The sequence below is a fragment of the Bacteroides sp. OF04-15BH genome, assembly GCF_003477995.1.
GTDB lineage: Bacteria > Bacteroidota > Bacteroidia > Bacteroidales > Bacteroidaceae > Paraprevotella.
Genome location: NZ_QUEM01000006.1, coordinates 120411 through 141108, shown reverse-complemented (window position 1 = coordinate 141108; position 20698 = coordinate 120411). Strand labels below are relative to the sequence as shown.

Below are 20698 nucleotides of genomic sequence, written 5' to 3'. Positions count from 1 at the left end.
TATGCGACTTCATGTCGCACCCACGGCGTATCAAGATGATGAATTGCCACACACCGTTTCTGTGCGTTCACACCCGTTCCGAGCATGGAGGTGGAGCCGAACAGCACACGCACCGTCCCGGCGTTCATGGCATCTATCACCGCCTTCCGAGCCTTGTCGGTCTTGCACTCCTGAATGAAGCGCACCTCGCTTGGCGGTATGCCGTAGTCCTCCGTCAGTTTGCGCTTGATTTCCGAATAGACGTTCCACCCATCGCCCGGCTGGTAAGTCCCCAAGTCAGAGAAAACGAACTGCGTGCCTTTCTGCGCGTCGTATTTTTGATAATACTCCGCGATTATTTTGGCACAGTGGCTCGCCTTGTTGTCGGGGTGGTCTTCGTAATGCGGGTCTATCATGCGCATGTCGAGTGCCATCTTCCGGGCATAGTCCGTGGCGATAAGCATCTTCGCCTTTTCCTCCGTTTCCGAAAGCGGCAGTCTGCCCAACAGGGTGGCGTCGCCCGTCTTGGCGAATTGCATCAGCTTCTGTATGAAGTCCTCCTGCTCCGGCGTGGGCGGTATGTGGTGCAGTATCTCGTTTTTGTTGGGACGGTCCACGCCCACATCCTCCGCCGTGCGGTAGTCCGTGATTTCATTATAGAAGGCGGCAAGCTCCGACACTTTGATGAAGTAGCGGAAACGCTCCTTCTGCACCACGTTGTTCGTCACGTTGAACTCAAAATCCGTTGTCTTCTTGGCAAATATCGCCGACCACGCATCAAAACATCGAATGTCCTGCCGTTCCAGCTCCTTCGGGCGCAGGTACTTGAACAGCAGGTACAGCTCAGTCAGCGAGTTGCTGATAGTCGTGCCGGAGAGGAAGGTCGCCCCCAAGTCCTTGCCCGTGCGCTCCTGTATGGTGCGGATAGCAAAGAGCATGTTCAGTGCCTTCTGGCTTCCCTCGCTGTTCCCCAATCCCGCCACACGGTCGTGGCGCGTGTTGAAAGTCAGATTCTTGAACTGGTGCGATTCATCAATGAAAATGTGGTCGATGCCCATCTGCTTGAAGTCCACCACGTCGTCCGTGCGTGACTTTATGGCGTGTTCCACCTTCTCCAATTTCGCTTCAAGGTTATGCTTGCGCTTCTCCAGACCTTTCAGCATCGCCCGCGATACGTTCTTTCCCTGCTGGCGCAGCACTTCGAGGTTTTCCTCCACCGTGTCAAGCTCCGCTTGCAGGATGCGCTGCTGCAACTCCGGCGACTGCGGTATCTTGCCGAACTGGTCGTGCGACATAATGACACAATCGTAGTCGTTGTTCTTGATGTTGTTGAAGAAACGCACGCGGTTGGCGGTCGAAAAGTCTTTCTCCGAAGCGTACAGAATCCTCGCGTTGGGATATGCCGCTTGATAGGTGGCGGCAATCTCCGCAACATTGGCTTTCAGCCCGATAATCATCGGCTTGTGCGCCAAGTTCAGACGCTTCATTTCATGCGCGGCGATGCACATTATCAGCGTCTTGCCGGTTCCAACCTCGTGGTCACAAATTCCGCCGCCGTTCTGTTTCAGCATCCAGACGCAATCCATCTGCGAGGGATAGACGCTCCTGATGCCCCGGCTTGCCAGCCCTTTCAGATTGAGGTCGGGAAAAGTCTGATGCGAGCCGTCATACTTCGGGCGCACGAAACAGTTGAACTTGCGGTTATACATCGTCGTCAGCCGCTCCTTGAACTGTGGCGACTGCTCTTCGAGCCATTCGGAGAAGCCGTTTCGTATCTCGTCAATCTTGGCGTTGGCGAGCTGTATTCCCTCGCTGTCGCGCACCTTGATGTCGTTGCCATGCTCGTCCCTGCCGATGGACTTCATCATGTCGGGACAGGTGTTGTGCAGGGCGTGTTTCAGAAGGTGCATGCCGTCATAGTTACGGTAATACCCCTTCACCAGAAACTCGTCCGTGATTTTCATGGTGCGGTAGCCGCACGCCACCGAAAACTCGTCCATGCTTGCAGAGTAGGCGATTTTCACCTCCGTGTCGAACAGCCGGCTCATGTAGGCGGCATAGACACCCGTCGGAATCCAGCGTTCCCCGAAATTGAAATCAAGGTCTTCAAAAGCGATGCGCGGCGGTTCGGCATCTTTCAGAGCCTCCAACGCCTGCTTCACCTCCGGCATACGTTCACTTTCGGGGTTTTCGCCCATCCAAGCCTCTATGCGTTCCGCTTTCTCTATCACGTTTCCGGCAATAAAGCGGTCCTTAATCTCGTAACCGGTTACGAGCGGATTGTAATAGATGCGCCCTTGCAGGGCTGTGAGCAAATCCTCCGCCGTACTGTCGGTTATCTCCCGCATATAGTCGAGATCGACAGTGCCGAACTTGTTGAGCGACGCGGACAGTGCTTCTTCGGGTGAGCCGACGTTGGCATGGCTCTCCACGGAGAAGGAAACGGGACGCTCGAAGATGTCCGCCTTGACAAACTTCCCGTTCTCCGCCCGTTCCAGCGAAAGGATGTCACGCCCGCCCGCGTCCATCATCACTAACTTCACGTTCTGCTTGGCGTTGAGGTTGCCGTAGCGCATGACAAACTCATCGTAACAGGTGTTTAGATGCTCTCGCCACGGGACATTTGCTTCATGCAGGTTCGATTCATAGCGGTACAGCCGCTCGTAGGCGTCACGGAGTAAAACATACTGTAACGCCTTCTCCTTCTGGTAGCCTTTCAGGTCGAGCGGCTGGAATGTCGCCCCGTATGGCGTGATGTCCTTCAGGTAGCCGATGTTATGACGCCCCCTGTCAGCCACCAGCGACCCTTCGCGCAGGTGCATCTCCGGCGTGCGGTGGTAGGCACGCGGCGAAAGGTCCACGACTTCTTCCTTCGGCTTCTCCGCTTCGATGTCGGGGAAAAGGGAGGTCGCCACCGCTTCCGGTGGGGTATCTGTAACGGCAGGTGCGGTGACTGCTTCCGGCTGTGTTTCCTCCTGCCGTGGTTGCTCACGGGGAGTGTCCGGCACGGCTTTCACTTCCATCTTTTCCGCCGCCGCTTGTTTCTCGTTATGCTGCCTTGCCAGTTCCCGAAGTTCCTTCCTGCGTTCCGGCGTCAAATCCATCATCATCTCGTAGAAGCCGTTGATGGGAGGATTGGTATCCCAGTCCAACGTGGCATAGATGTCGTCCGGGTCGGCAGGCTTGGCGGTGTTCTCCGTTTTAGCCTCCTTGTTCTCTGTTACAGTCTTAGGGGTGGTAGCCGTCGGCACAGCCGTAACATTTTGTGTGACATGCACCTGTGGCTTGGGTAGAACGCGCCTTGCCGAGCTTTCCTTTTTCGCCTCCTTTTTCTTTTTGGCGGTTTTCGGTTGTTGGCTGACTTCTTCCGTCATCCCCCAGAGATCGAGCAAGGATAGCTGCACACCGTCAGAATATTTCGGACGTGGCTCTATCTCCGGCTTTTCATCTGCGGGTTGCGGCTTTTCTGTCGGAGTTTCCACCGTCTGCGCCGAGGATACTGTTTCCAATTTTATGGCAGGACGCTCTACTTTATTTTGAACGGCAACTTTTTCTTCCGTTCCTGCCTGCCGGATTGAACCCGAATACAAGCGCATGGCAAGCCTGTAATGGAAATCCTCGTCGAGCATACGGCGCAAATCCCCGGCGATGCCTGCTGCCTTGCCCTCGTGCAGATAAACCATAGCGGGCTTCCCGTAGGGGTCTGTGTCAAGTTTCGCCATCGTATGCACGATGCGTTCCGGGTGGTGGATGAAATAGGCGTTGTCGGTCAGGGCGGTTTTCGTGTCCGTCTGTATCACGGTCATCAGCCGCTCGTCCTGCGACATTTCCTTCTTGCTGAGGTTCTTTTGCAGGACAATCAGGTCACTGCCCACCTCCGTGCCCGCGTTGTCCGTGAACAGGTTGTTGGGCAGGCGTATCGCGGATACCAGATTGGCCTGACTGAACAGCTCGTTACGCACGGAGGTCTTGGTGCTATTCAATACCCCTTGCGAGGTGATGAACGCCACGATACCGCCGTCACGCACGGCATCCAGTCCTTTGAGAAAGAAATAGTTGTGGATGGTTTTCTGGGCGGAGCGTCTGCCGAAAGAGTCGCTCCGCTGAAACTCCGCGTCGAACACGGCAATGTCACCGAACGGAATGTTGGACACCGCCAAGTCGAAATAATTGTTGAACGGTCTTTCGATTTTCTCAAAACCGCAGGTGCGCATTTTCTGGTCGGGATAGAGATGCCTCAAGATTGTACCCGTGAGCAGATCCTTCTCGAAAGCCATCACATCCGCATTGGGGCTGTGCCGCAGCATGGAATCCACGAACACGCCGACACCTGCCGACGGTTCGAGCATACGGGCGGGGCGGACGCTGTAATCTGCCAGCACGTCCGCGATGGTGTCGGTTATCTCTTTGGGGGTGTAGAAAGCGGTCAGCACGGACGCTTTCAGCGAATCCACAAACCGCTTGTACTCTGTTTCGTCCTTGCTGTTCTCACGGATAAGCCTGTGCAGCTCCACCGTCGGGGCGAACAGTTCGAGGTCGGATTTCGCCCACCGGACGGCATCCGTCAGTTCCTTTGCAGGGTTGAGGATACATTTCAGACCGCCGAAACCGCAGTACCTTTGAAGTATGGCACGCTCTTCGGTTGTCGCTGTCCTATTTTCCCTGTCAAGGATGAATGCCGTCCGTATCGCCTCGATGTTGTCCCGCAGTTTCTGTTTGCGGTTAAACGCCATATTCGTCTAAGTAAAGGACGGTTGCTCCCGTCAGCTCCGTGTAGAGCAGGTCGTAATCGGAAGACAGGGCGAAATTGTCATCCGAGAGGTCATAGACGGAGAACACGTTGCCGACAAGCGGCAGCAGTTTCAGGACAAAGGCTTCACGCTTCTCTTCCGGCACTTCATCGGCAAACTCGTTTTCCACGACTTCGCGGAGGATGGCGTAACGGGAATAATGCAGCCCGCGCAGCAGCGTGTCCATCGCCAGTTCCTGCGCACCATCGGCGGGATAGCCTTCAAGCCGTGCCCTCTCATACGTTTCGGCGGCACGGTCGGCCCGTTCCCGTATGAAAGCGGTGTCGTCAGCCTGTTCAAACTTGTTCGTGCGGAGATAGTCCAGCAGGTACAGACCGTAATAGGAAAAGTCGGTCTGACCCTCGTTTTTCTTCTTGTTGTTCATTACTTTGGATTTAGCGGATTGATAATTAACGGGATAATCGGTTGGAAAAAGGAAGAAAAAGGCACTCGGTATCCCTCCGAGTGCCACCACTAAATCCAAAGTATGAGTGTAATCCGGTATCGAAGAACAATTCATTACTCTGAACAAGTGGCAAAGTTAATACTATTTCTTCCGTCCTGAAAATTTCTTGTCCTTTTTAGCCTCCGGGAACACAAAAGTCGTGTTATATTCCCCGTCAAAGGCGACAACAGCATCGAAACTCTTGCCCTGTTTGCTCTTGAACCCTTTGAGCAGCTTGGTATGCCCTTCGGTGAGCAGGTCTTTGATTTCATCGTCGGACAGGGTGCGTCCCGCTTTCAGCCGGAACACGGGCAGTCCGCACTCCGTGTTGTCGCAGCGTACCACCTTGCCGTAGAACCGCATCCTGCCCGTGCCACACTTGGGACACGCGCAGCCGGAGTCACGGCTGCCGAAGAGCTTGTCGCACGAGATCAGTTCGGAGGTTATCTCACGTGTGTACGCCTCTATCTCCTTGCGGAAGGTGTCGTCGGACAGTTCCCCGCGCTCGATACGCGCCAGCTCCTTTTCCCATTCGCCCGTCATGGCAACATCGGCGATGCGCATCGTCTTGACGACGGAATTGAGGGCAAGTCCTTTTTCGGTGGGAACAAGCGACTTCTTGCAGCGTTCCATGTAACCGCGCTTGAAAAGCGTTTCGATGATGGAGGCGCGTGTGGCGGGAGTACCGATGCCACAGTCCTTCATCGCCTGCCGCAGTGCGTCGTCCTCAATTTCCTTGCCCGCCGTTTCCATTGCCGAGAGCAGGGTGGCTTCGGTATGCAGCGGCTTGGGTTTGGTCTTTCCTTCGGTAATGGACGAGCCTTTCGGTGTCAGCGTGTCGCCTTCCTGCCAGCCGGGGATGGTAATTTCCTCTTTTTCCTCGCCATAGACGGCACGCCATCCGGTTTGCTTCACGACGCTGCCTTTTACGGTAAACTCCACTCCGGCACATTCCGCCGTGACAGTGGTCACATCCTTGACGCATTTCTCAGAGAATGCCTCGACCATGCGCCCGGCAATCATCTGATAGATGGTATTGTCCTCTTTGGAGAGGAAGAGCGGTTTCTCACCCGTGACGAGCAGGGCATGGTGGTCTGTCACCTTGCCGTCGTCCACGCTGCGGCGTGTCGGGGCGGCTTTTGCCCGCACCTTGTCTTTCCATTCGGGCTGTGTGCCGATGAAAGCGAGCAGTTTGGGAATTTCGGCAAACACGTCTTCGGGGATGTAGCGGCTTCCCGTTCTCGGATAGGTTATCAACTTCTTTTCGTAGAGTTTCTGCGCGATTTCAAGCGTCTGTTCCGCCGTGAAGCCGTGCTTGGCGTTGGCTTCTTTCTGGAGCGTGGTCAGGTCGTAGAGCAAGGGAGTTTCCTCCGTCTTCTCCTTGCGCTCGGCTTTCGTGACAGTGGCGCAACCTGCCGCCTTTACCTTATTATATAGTTCCATCGCCGGTTCTTTCTCTTTCCATTTCTCGGAGGATGAGAATTTCACGACTTCGCCGTCGCAACCGTCCGTTGCGATATGGAGCTGCCAGAATGCTTCGGACGTAAAGCGGCGGTTCTCCCAGTAGCGTTCACATACCATAGCCAACGTTGGTGTCTGCACCCGCCCCACGGAATACGTGCCGTGTCCGGCGGCGATGGATAACGCCTGTGTGCCGTTGATGCCCACGAGCCAGTCGGATTCGCTCCGCGCTTTGGCGGCGAGGTAGAGGTTGTCGTATTTGCTGCCGTCTTCGAGTTTCCGCAGTCCCTCGCGGATAGCTTTGTCGGTGAGAGAGCTGATCCACAGGCGCACGAAAGGAGTGGTGCAACCCGTATAGTGGTAGAGGTAGCGGAAGATAAGCTCTCCCTCGCGTCCGGCATCGGTCGCCACGATGATATGTTCGCTTGTGTCGAACAGTCTTTTGATGACTTTTATCTGCGACACCACGCCGCTGTCGGGCTTGTAACCTTTCTCCGTCCTGACCTGACGGGGGACGAGCGTGAATGTGTCGGGAATAATCGGGAGGTTGTCACGGACAAATCCGCGCACGCCGTAGCCGTCGGGCATGGCAAGCTGAACGAGGTGTCCGAATGCCCATGTCACGGCATAACCGCCTCCCTCGAAATATCCTTCCTCTCTCTTTGTCGCGCCCACGATGCGGGCGATTTCACGTGCCACGGAGGGCTTTTCTGCAATGATTGTCTTCATGTCTTCTTCTTTTTTGTTGATACTTTGGATTTTATTTTGGATTCAGTGGCGGACACGGGATTACATTTTCATGCCCTTGCCCGTTTTCTTCTGCGGCTTCTCCTGCTGCTGTTGCTGGCGGGCGTCCTTCGGGTTGGTCTGACCTTTCTGCAACGGCTCTCTCAGATTCTTTGTAGCCTCGTTGGTCTTGCCATCGTTGTTCACCGCCACCTGCGTGCGGCTCTCGTTGGACGGAGCAACCTGCTGTGCATTGTCAGGGTTCGTGTCGTAGCGGTACGGGCGTCCCTTCTCCGGGTTGAACTTGATATACATCGTGGCATGGAAGCCCTGCTTGTCGGTCACGTTCTCCAGCTTCACGGCTTTACCCGCCACATAGTCGGCTTTCTGCTGGTCGGTGAAGCTCACGCCGCTCCATTTGCTGATGGGGCGGATGCTGCCGTCCTCGTTCGTCCACGTGTTGCGGCGTTGCTCCTTCTTGGTCTGTGCGGCATTTTCCCCGCCCTGCGCCTGACTTTTCGATGTGTCGCCTTTGGTTTCCTGTGTCTGTGCGGTACGGGGCGACTTGCCGGTTCCCGGCACGAACTCCACGCCGCGCTGCTCCACGTTCACTTGCAGGGTGGTGACGAACTTTCTGCCGTCGTTGCGCTCGATGAGCTTGTCGCGTACGGGCAGTCCGGCGCGGAGCATGTCCCGCTCCTGCGTGGTGATTTCCGTCTTGCCGATGCGCTCCGGGATGCGCACCCTGCTTGCCGGAATGTCCGTGATTTCATTCGTCTTGCGGTCGATGCTGATGTAGGAGGGGATGATCTCGCCCGTTTCCCTGTCCACAATGTCCACGACCCTACCGAGATTGCCCGTTTCGCGGAGGTTCTTCCGGTCATTGTCGGAGAATTTGTGTTCCTTGTACTCATCCAGCTTCTGCTCCTTGCGGATGAAGTGCGGCACGAGGCTGATGTTTCCCTCACCGTCCTTCTTGAAGGAGAGGCGGGCGTCCAGCTCGAATGATTCGCCGCCGAAGGTCGGTTTGACCTTTACCAAGTCGGACTTGCCATAGTTGAGCATCTTCGTAAGGTCGCCGGACTTTTCAAGGTTGTCCCGCTTTACGCCCCATCTGTCCTCCAGCTCCTGCCAGTTGATTTTACTCTCGTCGATGGGCTGGTAGCCACGTTTGCCCTGCATCTGTTCGGATTTGTCCTGTTGCTGTTCTTTCCGTTGTTCCATGTTCTCCTGTTTTTGAGGTTCTTGTTTCTCTGTCTGTTGTGCTGCCATCTCTTCCTGCACCTTCTTCTCATAGTCGGAGGTGTCCACCTTGTGAGGGGCGAGCAGCTCCTTGTTCGCTTCGGGGTCTTTCAGCAGTTGCTTCATCACCTCTAAGAGATTTTCAGCTTGGTCTGCCGCAATGCGGTAGAAACCGAAGCGGCTGGGTTCCTTGCACTGCCGGAAGAAGTTCTTGAAGAAGTTGTCCAGCACGTCGCCATGTCGGTCGAATTGCAGGAAACTCTGCGCGTTCTCCGCTTTTGCGGGGGTGCGCTTGGGTGTGCCGTCCGCGTTCAGCCCGGCTACCACGCTGATCTCGCCTGTCTTCTCGTCACGGACTACCAGCACGTCCTTTTCGTCTTTTTTCTTTGCCATCTGAAAAATGTTTTAATGGGTTATTTATGAAAGAAATTATGGATACGAGCCTTGTAGAAGGCTATATCTTCCTTTTTGAAGTCCTTGATATGGTTGGAAAGGAATGTCAGCACGTCCTCCTCGCTGTAATAGGTCTTCTTGCCCAGCGTCTTGTAGGGCAATGCGCCTACGCTGCGGTAGCGTTGGAGGGTGCGTTTGCTTATCTGGAGCAACATGCACAAATCCTGATTGTCGAAAAGGCGGATGCTTTCCGTGATAGTGGGCTGTTTCCCCTCAGCCTTCATCGCCAGCAGCAGTTCGTCCTGACGGTCGAGCCGTTCCATCAGCTTCTGCATCCAGCCCTCGAAGTTGTTTCGTGTGAGCAGTTCCATGACCTATGTCCTCCTTCCTTTTGGTTTGCCGCCCGTGCGCAGCGTGTGGTTGTGGAACAGGGTGTCTATTGTCCCTTCCTCGTTCCTTACTGTGTTGTCCTCCAATAGCCGCAGTATCTCGGAAAGGCGGTAGCGGCAGCTTCCGCGTACCACCACATACTCGATACGGTGGTCGGTGCGCATACGCTGCATGGTGCGCTTGCTCACGTTGAGCATCTTCGCCGCCTGTGCCGTGTCAAGCAGCTTGTCTTCGGTTTCCCGCTTCCGTTTCTTCTCGTCCCTTGCCTCGCGGATGTACCCTGCGATGTTCGCAATCTGCGCCATCATCTCCTTGTAGGCGGAACTTTCCATTGTTATCACTTTCATGTTCAGTCCTTTCTTTTTGTTTCTGCGACAAAATTCGGCAATAAACAAAAGGGGCTTTAACAACTCACTACGTGACTCACGTAAGATTTTTGCGGAAGATGGCTCCGTAACCCGGTCAAACGGCGCAACAGGCAGCCTTTCAGCGGAAAACGATACGTCTTGTATGCCGTTTCGTTACCTTTGCGGCAAACTCTAAATGACATGAATATGGAAATAGTATCTATCGAGAAAAAGACTTTCGAGATGATGGTGGCGGCATTCGGCGCACTCTCGGAGAAGGTCGCCGCCCTGAGGCGCAAAAGCGACACGGGGCGCATGGAAAGATGGCTCACGGGCGAGGAGGTCTGCGGGCAGTTGAGAATAAGCCCGCGCACGTTGCAGACGCTGCGTGACAGGCGGCTTATCGGCTACTCGCAGATAAACCGCAGGTTCTATTACAAGCCAGAGGAGGTGAAGCGGCTGATACCGCTTGTCGGCACGCTCTATCCGCACGGCAGATGATTTGATTTATTCACCCACTGAATCCGAAGTTATGATGAACGAGAACAACGATGTTTTTACGATGGAAGACGAGCCGATAGCCTCTGTGGTGCAGGATATGCGCAAAGGCTCGAAATGGCTGTCCGCATTTCTGGAAAGCTACCGTCCTCCGCTGGACGGGGAACGTTACCTGACGGACGGCGAGGTGTCGGAACTGCTCCGTGTGAGCCGGCGCACCTTGCAGGAATACCGCAACAACCGCGTGTTGCCCTTCATACTTTTGGGAGGGAAGGTGCTTTACCCGGAAACGGGGCTGCGCGGGGTACTGGAAGCGAACTACCGCAAGCCGCTGGAGTGAGGCGGTTTCATGAAAAAGTAAACGGGTGACACCTTTTGTGGTGCTACCCGTTTACTTGTCTTATGGGGTATGTGCAATCAGCAATACCCGGCTTTTCCGTTCTGTATGAACATCACGTATGTCTGCCGTTTCTCTTGTGAGAGTGCCTTTCCCACCAGCCATGTGCGGAACAGGTGGGTGTTGTAGGTATTCACCCTGAAAGCGACCGGGATGATGATTTCAAGGGCGTACACGTCCGCGTGCAGCCCGTTTTCAAGCTGCATGTAGCGGCACACCTCGTAGTCGTTCAGCACGTCCGACTTGCGGACGGCTCTGATGGCGGCGTTCACTGCCGGGACGGTCGTATGGAACAATCCGGCTATTTCGGTGGCGGTCATCCACACGTCGTTACCGGTTACGCTGACTGCCTTGTCCTCGATGATGATTGTGTCACGTTTCATGGCTTTTCTTTTTAGATGGTGCAACCTGCAAATTCCTCGACGCCGTTCAATCTTGCGGCAAGGTTCTCCATGTCCTGATTGAGCTTCTCTTTGGTTATCTTTGCGTAAATCTGCGTCGTCTTTATGCTCTTGTGTCCGAGCATGGAGCTGACCGTTTCGATGGGAACACCGTTGGAGAGGAATATCGTCGTGGCTGCCGTGTGGCGGCTCTGATGCCACGTGATATGCTTGGTGATGCCGCAACGCTTGGCGACGGCACGGATACCGGCAAGGCACGTGTTATAATGCGGAACGGGAAATATCCTGCCGTCCCCGCACAGTCCCCGGTATTTGCCGATTATGCGGTTGGCGATGTCGAGCAGGCGGATGTTGGACACCACGCCCGTTTTCTGGCGGTTGATGTTTATCCACTCGTGTTCGTCGAAGTAGGTGCGGATATTCTCTTCCGTAAGGTTGCGCATATCCGCGAACGACAGCCCCGTGAAGGCGCAGAACAGGTAGAGGTCGCGGTACAATTCCTGTTTGGCGTTTTTCAGTTTCCCCTCCATCAGCAGGCGGATCTCATCTTTGGTCAGGAAACTGCGTGTTGTTTCCTCCTTCTTGATTTCATACTCGCGGAACGGGTCGCGCGTCAGCCACTCGTTGTTGATGGCGATGAATACCATCGTCCGTAACGGGCAGACGTACAGCCACACGGTATTGGTGCAGCAGTGCTTGTCCGTGCGCAGGAACATCTCGAAGTCGGAGATGAAAGCCGGGGTAAGCTCTTTTAGGGCGATGTCCTTCACATGGTAGCGGATGTCGAGGAACTCTTGCATGTGCTTGTAAACGGTGCGGTACTTCAGCAGCGTGCCTTTGGCTTTCATGCCTGCCTCCACCTGCTTCTCGTAGTCCTCGTTGTGCTGGCGGAACACCTGCATCAGCGTGTGGTAGCGGTGTTCCAGTCCGAGAAAGGCGTTCTTCACCTTCTCCGCCGTGACGAAGTTGTCACGCTCCATGATTTCCTGATAATGCCTGTTGATGCGTACCCGCATCTTGTCAAGCATACGGTTCGTTTCGAGTGCCGCCGTGCTTCTGCCCGTGACACGTCCACCTTTGGTGTCCCACAGTTTCGGATCGACAGTCAGTTTGCAGCTGAACTGTGTCTGGCTGCCGTCCACCGTGATGCGTCCCATGACGGGAACTGTCCCGTCCTTTTTCACTACCTGACGCTTGAGGTAGTAGATTACTGAAAATGTACTCTTGATTGTCCTTAATTTTTGGGTTTCAAAATTAGTTGGTGAAGAGTCCGGTGTTGGTACGCAAAACGGGGAGGAACGGCGCAATCTTTTTCCGTAACCTGATTTTTCGCATGAGTTATGGATAACTCACTATTCCTTAGAGCCTTGTTTCGCTATTCGTACCCGTTTGTCGCATTTTCGGGCATGGTTACGAACAAGTAACGTAGCGGCGTCAGGATTTGGCTTCGGCAGGGATTGTAATGGCTTCACGGATTATCGCCACTTCAACCAAAACCCTTGTAACTCAATTCTATCACTATATCTTTCCGCATTTCACTTTTTTGTAGTAACTTTGCATCATCATTTTTAGGTAGAATATGCAGAATATTAGAAACATTGCGATTATTGCCCACGTAGACCACGGTAAGACTACCCTCGTGGACAAGATGTTGCTGGCCGGAAACTTGTTCCGTGAGAACCAGCAGACAGGTGAATTGATGTTGGATAACAATGAATTGGAGCGCGAACGCGGTATCACTATCCTCTCCAAAAACGTATCCATTAACTATAAAGATACCAAAATCAATATTATTGATACTCCGGGACACTCGGACTTCGGTGGCGAGGTGGAGCGTGTGCTGAATATGGCCGACGGCTGTATCCTGCTGGTTGACGCTTTCGAAGGTCCGATGCCTCAGACTCGTTTCGTACTGCAGAAGGCACTGGAAATCGGTTTGAAACCGATTGTGGTAATCAACAAGGTTGACAAACCAAACTGCCGTCCGGAAGAAGTTTATGAAATGGTGTTCGACCTGATGTGCGATTTGAACGCAACCGAAGAGCAGCTGGACTTCCCGGTAATCTACGGTTCTGCCAAGAACAACTGGATGGGACCGGACTGGCAGCAGCCTCAGGACAATATCCTGTATCTGCTGGATCAGATTCTGGAGCATATCCCGGCACCGGAACAGCTGGAAGGAACTCCACAGATGCTGATCACTTCTTTGGACTACTCAAACTATACAGGCCGTATCGCTGTGGGACGTGTGCACCGCGGAACTTTGAAAGAAGGTATGAATATCACCATCGTGCACCGCGACGGACAGAAAGAAAAGACCAAAATCAAGGAAATCCACACCTTCACCGGTATGGGACGCCAGAAAATCGCAGAAGTTTCTTCTGGTGACATCTGTGCTATCGTTGGTCTGGAGAATTTCGAGATCGGTGACACCATCTGCGATTATGAGAATCCGGAACCACTGCCAACCATCACCATTGATGAACCGACCATGAGTATGTTGTTCACCATCAACGACTCTCCGTTCTTCGGTAAGGAAGGTAAGTTCTGCACCAGCCGTCATATCAACGACCGTCTGGAGAAGGAATTGGAAAAGAATCTGGCCCTGCGCGTAGCTTTCCAGGAAGGTTATACTGACCGCTGGGTTGTTTCCGGACGCGGTGTGCTGCACTTGTCTGTATTGATCGAGACCATGCGTCGTGAGGGTTATGAATTGCAGGTAGGTCAGCCACAGGTTATCTACAAGGAAATCAACGGTGAGCGTTGCGAGCCTATCGAGGAATTGACTATCAACGTACCGGAAGAGTTCTCCAGCAAGATGATTGATATGGTAACCCGCCGTAAAGGTGAAATGACCTCTATGGAAACTCAGGGCGACCGTGTAAACATCGAGTTCAACATCCCGTCACGCGGTATTATCGGTCTGCGTACCAACGTGCTGACAGCCAGCCAGGGTGAGGCCATCATGGCACACCGCTTCAAGGAATACCAGCCGTACAAGGGTGAAATCTCACGTCGTAGCAACGGTGCCATGATTGCATTGGAAAGCGGAACTGCTTTTGCTTACGCTATCAACAACCTGCAGGACCGCGGTAAATTCTTCATCGAACCGCAGGATCCGGTTTACGCAGGACAGATTGTAGGTGAACACATTCACGAAAATGATTTGGTAGTAAACGTAACCAAGAGCAAGCAGTTGACCAACATGCGTGCTTCCGGTTCTGACGAAAAAGCACGTATCATTCCGGCTACCATCTTCTCTCTGGAAGAAGCACTGGAATACATCCGCGAGGATGAATATGTGGAGGTAACTCCAAAGAGCATGCGTATGCGTAAGATCATTCTGGATCATACCGAGCGCAAGCGTGCCAACAGAGACTAATCAAACGATTGATCATAAAAATGCCCCGAACCGATGATGAATGCGGTTCGGGGCATTTTGTTTTTTTCAGTTCCTCTTTATTTCAGTTTTTCCTGAAACCAGTTTACCACCCTGTCAATAATCGGTTTCTGAAACCAATACAAGTCGCCGTGACCGGCTCCTTCTACTTCTACATATTTCACGTCGTTGTTTGCAACCTTCAGAGCCTCATAAAGCTGCTCACTCTGGCGGGGAGACACATGATTGTCTGCAGTACCGTGCATAATCAGGAACGGGGGCAGATTCTCACGGATATGCCCCATGGAACTGGCCTTCATGGCCTTTACGGAATCACTCAGAATACTGCTTCCCTCAAAGTTACGGAAAGCGACTCCATGCAACAGCAATGCTTCGGTCACTGCCGGAGAAGCATGTACCTTTTGACTCTGCTCCGAGAAACCGGCACCGATATTCATCAGATTACTGATTCCGTATATCGTGGCAACAGCCTGCACATCGGACGGATAATCCAGGAAATCACCTAGATCCAAACTCTTGTCGTTACCGGTCACTCCTACCATCTGAGCCACATAACCGCCGGCAGAATCCCCCAAGACTCCGATGCGGGCAGGATCAATACCCAGCGAAGCGGCATGCGCACGAAGATAACGCACGGCGGCCTTTCCATCTACAACCAAAGCCGGATACTGGTTCGGAACCGTACGGTACTCCGCAGCAGCCACAACAAAACCGGCTTTGGCCAGAGCCATACGCATTTCGATATACTTTTCATAATCCGACGAAGTAAATCCGCCACCGGGATAATACACAATGGCAGGTTTCGGCTCTTTGGTTCTCGGAATCAACAAAGTCATCTTCAACGGGCGGTTGGCACGCAAAGAAGTAATCTGTGAATAAACCACTCCACTGATGACATCTATCTGCCCTTCAGAAATCTCCACCTTGATGACCTCTCTACTTTTATCCGTTTCTTTTTGAGCTCCGGCAGGAAGCATCAGAAAGGCTCCTACCATCAAAAACAAATACCTTCTCAAACACATATCTTTTACCTTATATAATTATCGTATGCAAAGATATTTCTGAATTCACGATGAGACTATGCAAAAGAAGCAACAAAATAAGCAATACAAGACAAAAACGATACGGGAGAACAAAACAAGAATGCCCCGACTGCCCAAAAGGCAATCGAGGCACCAAATATCATTTCAGGCAATTGTTATTCTGCAGGCAGAATCTTCACAGTTGCCTTGTTATGGTCTTTCCAGATACGGGCAGCCATCTTACGGAGATCGTCGGTTGTGATTGACTCTACAGCCTTCTCATAATCTGTAAGAACATCCACACCGTAGTCCTTATAAGTACAAAGCGCTCCCATCCAGGTTCCGTTCTGCTTGAACTGCTCACGGGCACTCTTCAACAAGAACTCTTTCACCTTATTCAGATAACTGTCTGCAATACCGTGTTCCGCAATCTGATGCAATTCCTCGTCCATAACCTGAAGAGCCGAATCACTCAGTTCCGGTTTCAAAGGAGCAAAGATCTGCAACATATATTCCGGTTTGTCGGCAGTAGTCATGTTCACACGGCTGGAAGCACCCAATGAATAAGCGGCTCCCATTTCCTCACGGATTACCTCCACGTAACGGATGCTCAGCACCTGACCCAGAATCTCACAAGCCAGTTTGTTCTTCAGATTCAGCTTCAACGGTCCGTACCAAGCTCTTACAGCCTGACACTGCGGAGTCTGCATCGGCTCGCTGTAAACAATAGAATGCTCGCCCTTGAGTTTATACATTTTTGTATCTACCGGCTTCTCCTTGCGATACAAGGCTGGCAATGTAGCCAGATACTTCTCGGAATAAGCACGCAGAGAGTCTTCGTCGAAATTACCACAGAACACGAAAGTAAAGTCTGAAGCATCAGCAAAGCGCTCCTTGTAAATTTCCAGAATACGGCCGTAGTTTACCTGATCCACCATTTCCGGACGGATAAACACCAAACGAGGATGATGGCCATACAATGCTACAGAAACAGAATCATTGAAGGCATGCATCGGGTCGGCCTCACGGTTACGCAGTACCTCGCGCACCTGATTCAGTACAGAAGCAACAGCTTCGTCATCGCGGTAAGGCTCCTGGAAGCTGAGATAAATCAGCTCGAACAGAGTCTTCAGATCCTTCGGATTGGCACCACCCTGCAGTCCTTCGCGGCGGCCGCTCAGATAAGGTGCCACAGAAACCTGCTTTCCGGCCAGTTTCTTGGCCAGCTCGGTCTGCTTGAATCCGCTTACACCAGAAGCACCGATTACTTCATTGAAGAAATTGAGCTGAATCAAATCATCACCGGAATAATAGCCAGTACCACCTGGGCTGAATGCACGCATCACCACCTCGTTGGCCTGATAATCAGTTTTCTTGAACCATACCTTCACTCCATTTGACAAGCGCCATTCGGTAAATCCGAAGCGTTCCGGACGTTCCTTGACAATCTTGCCTGGCTCAGGCAGAGAAGCAATCAGCGGACGATCGTTCACTTCATCCTGATAAGCACCCAGATCAATGCTGCGGGCCTCCTGTACCAACTGAAGCATGTGCTCGGCAGTAGGCTTCACCACACCCTCTTTCTGTGGAGATACGGTATAAACCACCAGATTGGTATCATTATTGGCCACCCACTGCTTGTAACGGGCATTTACCTGATCCAGCGTAATGCTGCGGTAAATCTCAGAGAAGAGAGGATATTCGGCCTCGATACCCGGTGAAGGCTCTCCATTCAGGAAGTGCTGCACATATTCATTGACCAGACTCTGGTTCTGGATTTTCTCCTTATTCTGATAGATGCTTTCCAAAGAACTGATGAAGTTGGCACGGACGCGCTCCAGCTCAGATTCTGTAAAGCCATAGCGGTCGGCACGGTAAACCTCGGCCATTACCTGCTTCACTGCCTCGTCGAGCATACCGTCTTTAGGAACAATCGTCACATCAAAAGCACCCTTGGTCTTTGCTACCAGGAAATTACCGTCACCACAGCTGGCACCGGCAAAAGGTACATCAGCCTTGCTGGTCAGGTCGGCCAAACGCTCATTGATGATAGAAAGTGCCATAGAGCCCTGCACCTTATCCAGGAAATATTCCACCTTATTCTTCAGGCTGTCGGGCCATACGTTGTGCTTGAACATAACCTGAACTACAGTCAGTGTCTGTTCCGGATCCTGTTCGCTTACAGAAATAGGCTGGGCATTGTCGGCCACCTGCAAATAAACCCGCGGTTCCGGATTTACTGCCTTCTTAATGTGACTGAAGGTTTTCTTGATTTTCTGCTCCATCTCGTCTACATTGATATCACCCACCACGATGATACCCTGCAAATCGGGACGATACCAACGGTGATAATAGTCGCGCAGTACTTTCGGATCGAAGTTGTCCACCACGCTCATCAAACCGATAGGCATACGCAAACCGTAACGGCTGTCGGGAATCAGTTTCGGAAGAGAACGTTCGAACATACGCTTGGAAGCGCTGCTGCTCATACGCCACTCTTCATGAATCACGCCACGCTCTTTGTCGATCTCTTCATTTTCCAGAAGCAGGGCGTTGCTCCAGTCGTGCAGAATCAGCAGACAGGAGTCAATGGCTCCGGGCTGGGTCACCGGCACACTGCTGATGTTGTATACCGTCTCGTCAATGGAAGTATAGGCATTGAGGTTCTCACCGAATTTCACACCGATGCGTTCCAGATATTTCACCAGACTGTTACCCGGAAAATGCTCTGTCCCATTAAAGCACATGTGCTCCAGGAAGTGTGCCAGTCCGCGCTGCTCTTCTTCCTCCTGTATTGAACCGACCTTCTGAGCAATATAAAACTCAGCCTGCTTCTCGGGATAGTTGTTCTTACGGATATAATAAGTCAATCCATTCTCTAACACGCCATAACGCACTGCCGGATCCAGAGTCAGGGGGGCAGATACAGTTTGAGCCGAAGAAACTCCGGCACAAACAAAGGCGAATGCTGTAAAAAGCTTTCTAAAATTCATTATTTATTTTTTTTGTAGTTATTCAAACCGGTCTGCAGGAAATCTACATACTTATCAACATCCTCGTCATAAGAATAAGATTTGTTCAGCGGCATACCGTTGTTGTCAATCAGCACGTAGAACGGCTGGGCATTGGCACCAAACTTAGTTCGCTGCAAGTAGCTCCACTTGTCACCTACGGTACGCAAAATGCGCTCTGCACCGTTTTCCTGTACGGTAACCTTCTCCGGCAACGGAGTCTTGTCATCCACATAAAGGGTAATCAATACATATTCATCGTTGATCAGTGAAGACACTTTCTCATCCACCCATACAGACAGCTCCATCTTACGGCAGTTTACACATCCGTAACCGGTAAAGTCCACCATCACCGGTTTGCCGTGCTGCTTGGCATAAGCCATACCGGCATCATAGTCGGTGAACTGGGCATGAACCTCGTTGGTATAGAGATTAAAGTCCTGAGTCTTCATTGGAGGAGCAAAAGCACTTACGGCCTTCAGCGGAGCGCCCCACAGACCCGGCACCATATACACGGCGAAAGCCAGAGAAATCAGAGCCAGGAAGAAACGGGTCACTCCCACCTTGCCCTCATCTTCGTCCTCATCGTGCGGGAACTTGATCTTGCCCAACAGATAGAAACCGAGGAGAGCAAAAATCACAATCCACAAAGCGAGGAAAGTCTCGCGGTCGAGCAGGCGCCAGCCGTAGGCCAGATCGGCCACCGAAAGGAACTTCAAGGCGAAAGCCAGCTCAAGGAATCCCAGACAAACCTTGATGCAGTTCATCCAGTTTCCTGACTTAGGCATCTGCTTCAGCCAGGTTGGGAACAGAGCAAACAGGGTGAACGGCAAAGCCAAAGCCAGGGCAAAACCGAACATACCGATGGTCGGCGCAATGATGCTTCCGGTTGTAGAAACCTCTACCAGCAGGAATCCGATAATCGGACCGGTGCAGGAGAAAGAAACCAAAGCCAGGGTGAAAGCCATCAGGAAGATGCTCAACAGACCGGTTGTAGACTCGGCCTTGCTGTCTACGGCACTACTCCATGAAGAAGGCAAAGTAATTTCAAAAGCTCCCATAAAGCTGGCTGCGAATACCACCAGCATCAGGAAGAAGAATATATTGAAAATAGCGTTGGTAGACAGGGCGTTCAGGGCGCTGGCACCGAAGATACCGGTCACAATCAGACCCAAAGCCACATAAATCACAATAATACTGATTCCGTAAGTCACGGCATCGCGTACACCTTTTGCCTTGTCCTTATTGCGTTTCAGGAAGAAACTTACTGTCATCGGGATAATCGGCCATACACAAGGAGTGAACAAGGCAACCAGACCACCCAGAAAACCTAAAAAGAAAATAGACCAGAAAGAACGGTCAGCAGTGGTTCCTTCTGTACCGAAAGCGTTCAGTTCCTGAATTACCGGTTTCCAATAATCAGAAATCTGTCCCTGCTCACCTCCTGCAGCCGGAAGAGTCGCTACAGAAGTTGCTGCGGTATCTGTTGCTACAGAATCCTCAACGGTAGCCGGATGTTCTTCGATCTCAAGAACCGCCTCCTGAGTTTCCTCAGCCTTTGCGTCCTTTTTCTCGGCAGCAGCCTCTTTTGTTTCGCCGGCCGGAACTCCCTTACCGGAATAATTGAACTCCACATTGGTAGGAGGCATACAGTTTTCGTCGTTGCATGAGCCGAAAGTCAGATAACCGCTCACTTTATACTGAGGTGCTGTGATCTTCAGTTTCTGAGAGAACACGGCCTTGCCTTCCATATAAGACACCTGCATATCAAACAGGGCATCGTGCTTGGTGAGCACCTTTCCCTTCGGGGTCAGTTTTCCGGCAGGCTTGACACCTTCCTTGGTTTCGAACGTAATGGTAGCGGCTGTAGGACCTCCATCGGCAATATCTGTAGAATAAACATGCCAGCCCGGATCAACCGTTCCTGTAAAAATCAACTCGATCTCCGAATCAGAAATCTTCTTCTGCTCTACGGAGAATTTTACCGGTTCCTGATACTGCGCCCACATAGTCACAGAGACCAGCATCAGCAATAAGAAATGGGTAATTTTCTTCATAATTAATAAATGGATTTTTATTTGGCCACAAAGATAATGAAAATCAGCAACGAAGCCTATAAATGAGTGCATTAAAATATTTATTTCAATTTTTTCATCGATTTAAGGTGCACTCAATACGATTCGGAAAACAAAATCT

General features: G+C 52.2%; 14 protein-coding genes. 3 read left to right on the top strand and 11 right to left on the bottom strand.

The features are described 5' to 3' along the window. From DXA74_RS04445 to DXA74_RS04420, 6 genes are all read right to left on the bottom strand, one after another. Positions 1–4712: N-6 DNA methylase (locus tag DXA74_RS04445; protein ID WP_118525616.1), on the bottom strand; the 4712-nt coding region annotated here is incomplete at its 3' end. Continuing rightward, positions 4702–5289 carry a DUF1896 domain-containing protein gene (locus tag DXA74_RS04440; protein WP_004291461.1) on the bottom strand — a complete coding sequence of 196 codons (588 nt, stop codon included), beginning with the start codon at positions 5287–5289 and terminating at the stop codon, positions 4702–4704. The genes DXA74_RS04440 and DXA74_RS04445, both read right to left, overlap by 11 nt. 27 nt (positions 5290–5316) lie before the next feature. Beyond that, positions 5317–7404, bottom strand: a complete 2088-nt coding sequence (topB, locus tag DXA74_RS04435) for a type IA DNA topoisomerase (protein ID WP_004291456.1) — start codon at positions 7402–7404, stop codon at positions 5317–5319. Positions 7405–7464: 60 nt separating this feature from the next. After that, positions 7465–9036 carry a DUF3945 domain-containing protein gene (locus DXA74_RS04430; RefSeq protein ID WP_004291455.1) on the bottom strand — a complete coding sequence of 524 codons (1572 nt, stop codon included), beginning with the start codon at positions 9034–9036 and terminating at the stop codon, positions 7465–7467. A 20-nt stretch (positions 9037–9056) separates the two neighbouring features. Next, a complete protein-coding gene (locus DXA74_RS04425) occupies positions 9057–9407 on the bottom strand; it encodes a helix-turn-helix domain-containing protein (protein WP_004291454.1) in 351 nt (116 codons plus the stop codon). 3 nt (positions 9408–9410) lie between these two features. After that, a complete protein-coding gene (locus tag DXA74_RS04420; RefSeq protein ID WP_004304264.1) occupies positions 9411–9773 on the bottom strand; it encodes a helix-turn-helix domain-containing protein in 363 nt (120 codons plus the stop codon). A gap of 201 nt (positions 9774–9974) precedes the next feature. On the opposite strand from DXA74_RS04420, the gene DXA74_RS04410 reads away from it, so the two are divergent. Continuing rightward, positions 9975–10274 carry a helix-turn-helix domain-containing protein gene (locus DXA74_RS04410; RefSeq protein WP_004291426.1) on the top strand — a complete coding sequence of 100 codons (300 nt, stop codon included), beginning with the start codon at positions 9975–9977 and terminating at the stop codon, positions 10272–10274. 31 nt (positions 10275–10305) lie between these two features. Beyond that, a complete protein-coding gene (locus DXA74_RS04405; protein ID WP_004291424.1) occupies positions 10306–10611 on the top strand; it encodes a helix-turn-helix domain-containing protein in 306 nt (101 codons plus the stop codon). Positions 10612–10688: 77 nt separating this feature from the next. Here the strand turns inward: DXA74_RS04405 and DXA74_RS04400 are convergent, their stop codons facing one another. Both DXA74_RS04400 and DXA74_RS04395 read right to left on the bottom strand, forming a co-directional pair. Then, a complete protein-coding gene (locus DXA74_RS04400) occupies positions 10689–11051 on the bottom strand; it encodes a hypothetical protein (protein ID WP_004291423.1) in 363 nt (120 codons plus the stop codon). 11 nt (positions 11052–11062) lie between these two features. Then, positions 11063–12298, bottom strand: coding sequence for a site-specific integrase (locus tag DXA74_RS04395; protein WP_004291422.1), 1236 nt, complete (start codon positions 12296–12298; stop codon positions 11063–11065). Between the two features lie 350 nt (positions 12299–12648). On the opposite strand from DXA74_RS04395, the gene typA reads away from it, so the two are divergent. Beyond that, positions 12649–14451, top strand: coding sequence for a translational GTPase TypA (typA, locus tag DXA74_RS04385; RefSeq protein WP_118525614.1), 1803 nt, complete (start codon positions 12649–12651; stop codon positions 14449–14451). A 77-nt stretch (positions 14452–14528) separates the two neighbouring features. Here typA and DXA74_RS04380 read toward each other — a convergent pair whose 3' ends face one another. From DXA74_RS04380 to DXA74_RS04370, 3 genes are all read right to left on the bottom strand, one after another. Next, on the bottom strand, positions 14529–15485 hold the full coding sequence (locus DXA74_RS04380; protein WP_233550458.1) for an alpha/beta hydrolase: 957 nt from the start codon (positions 15483–15485) through the stop codon (positions 14529–14531). A gap of 182 nt (positions 15486–15667) precedes the next feature. Further along, a complete protein-coding gene (locus DXA74_RS04375) occupies positions 15668–18484 on the bottom strand; it encodes a pitrilysin family protein (RefSeq protein WP_118525612.1) in 2817 nt (938 codons plus the stop codon). Next, positions 18484–20559 (bottom strand): cytochrome c biogenesis protein CcdA, encoded by a 2076-nt coding sequence (locus DXA74_RS04370; RefSeq protein ID WP_118525611.1) that lies wholly within the window; start codon positions 20557–20559, stop codon positions 18484–18486. Before DXA74_RS04370 ends, DXA74_RS04375 begins: the two co-directional genes overlap by 1 nt. Between the last annotated feature and the right edge of the window lie 139 nt (positions 20560–20698).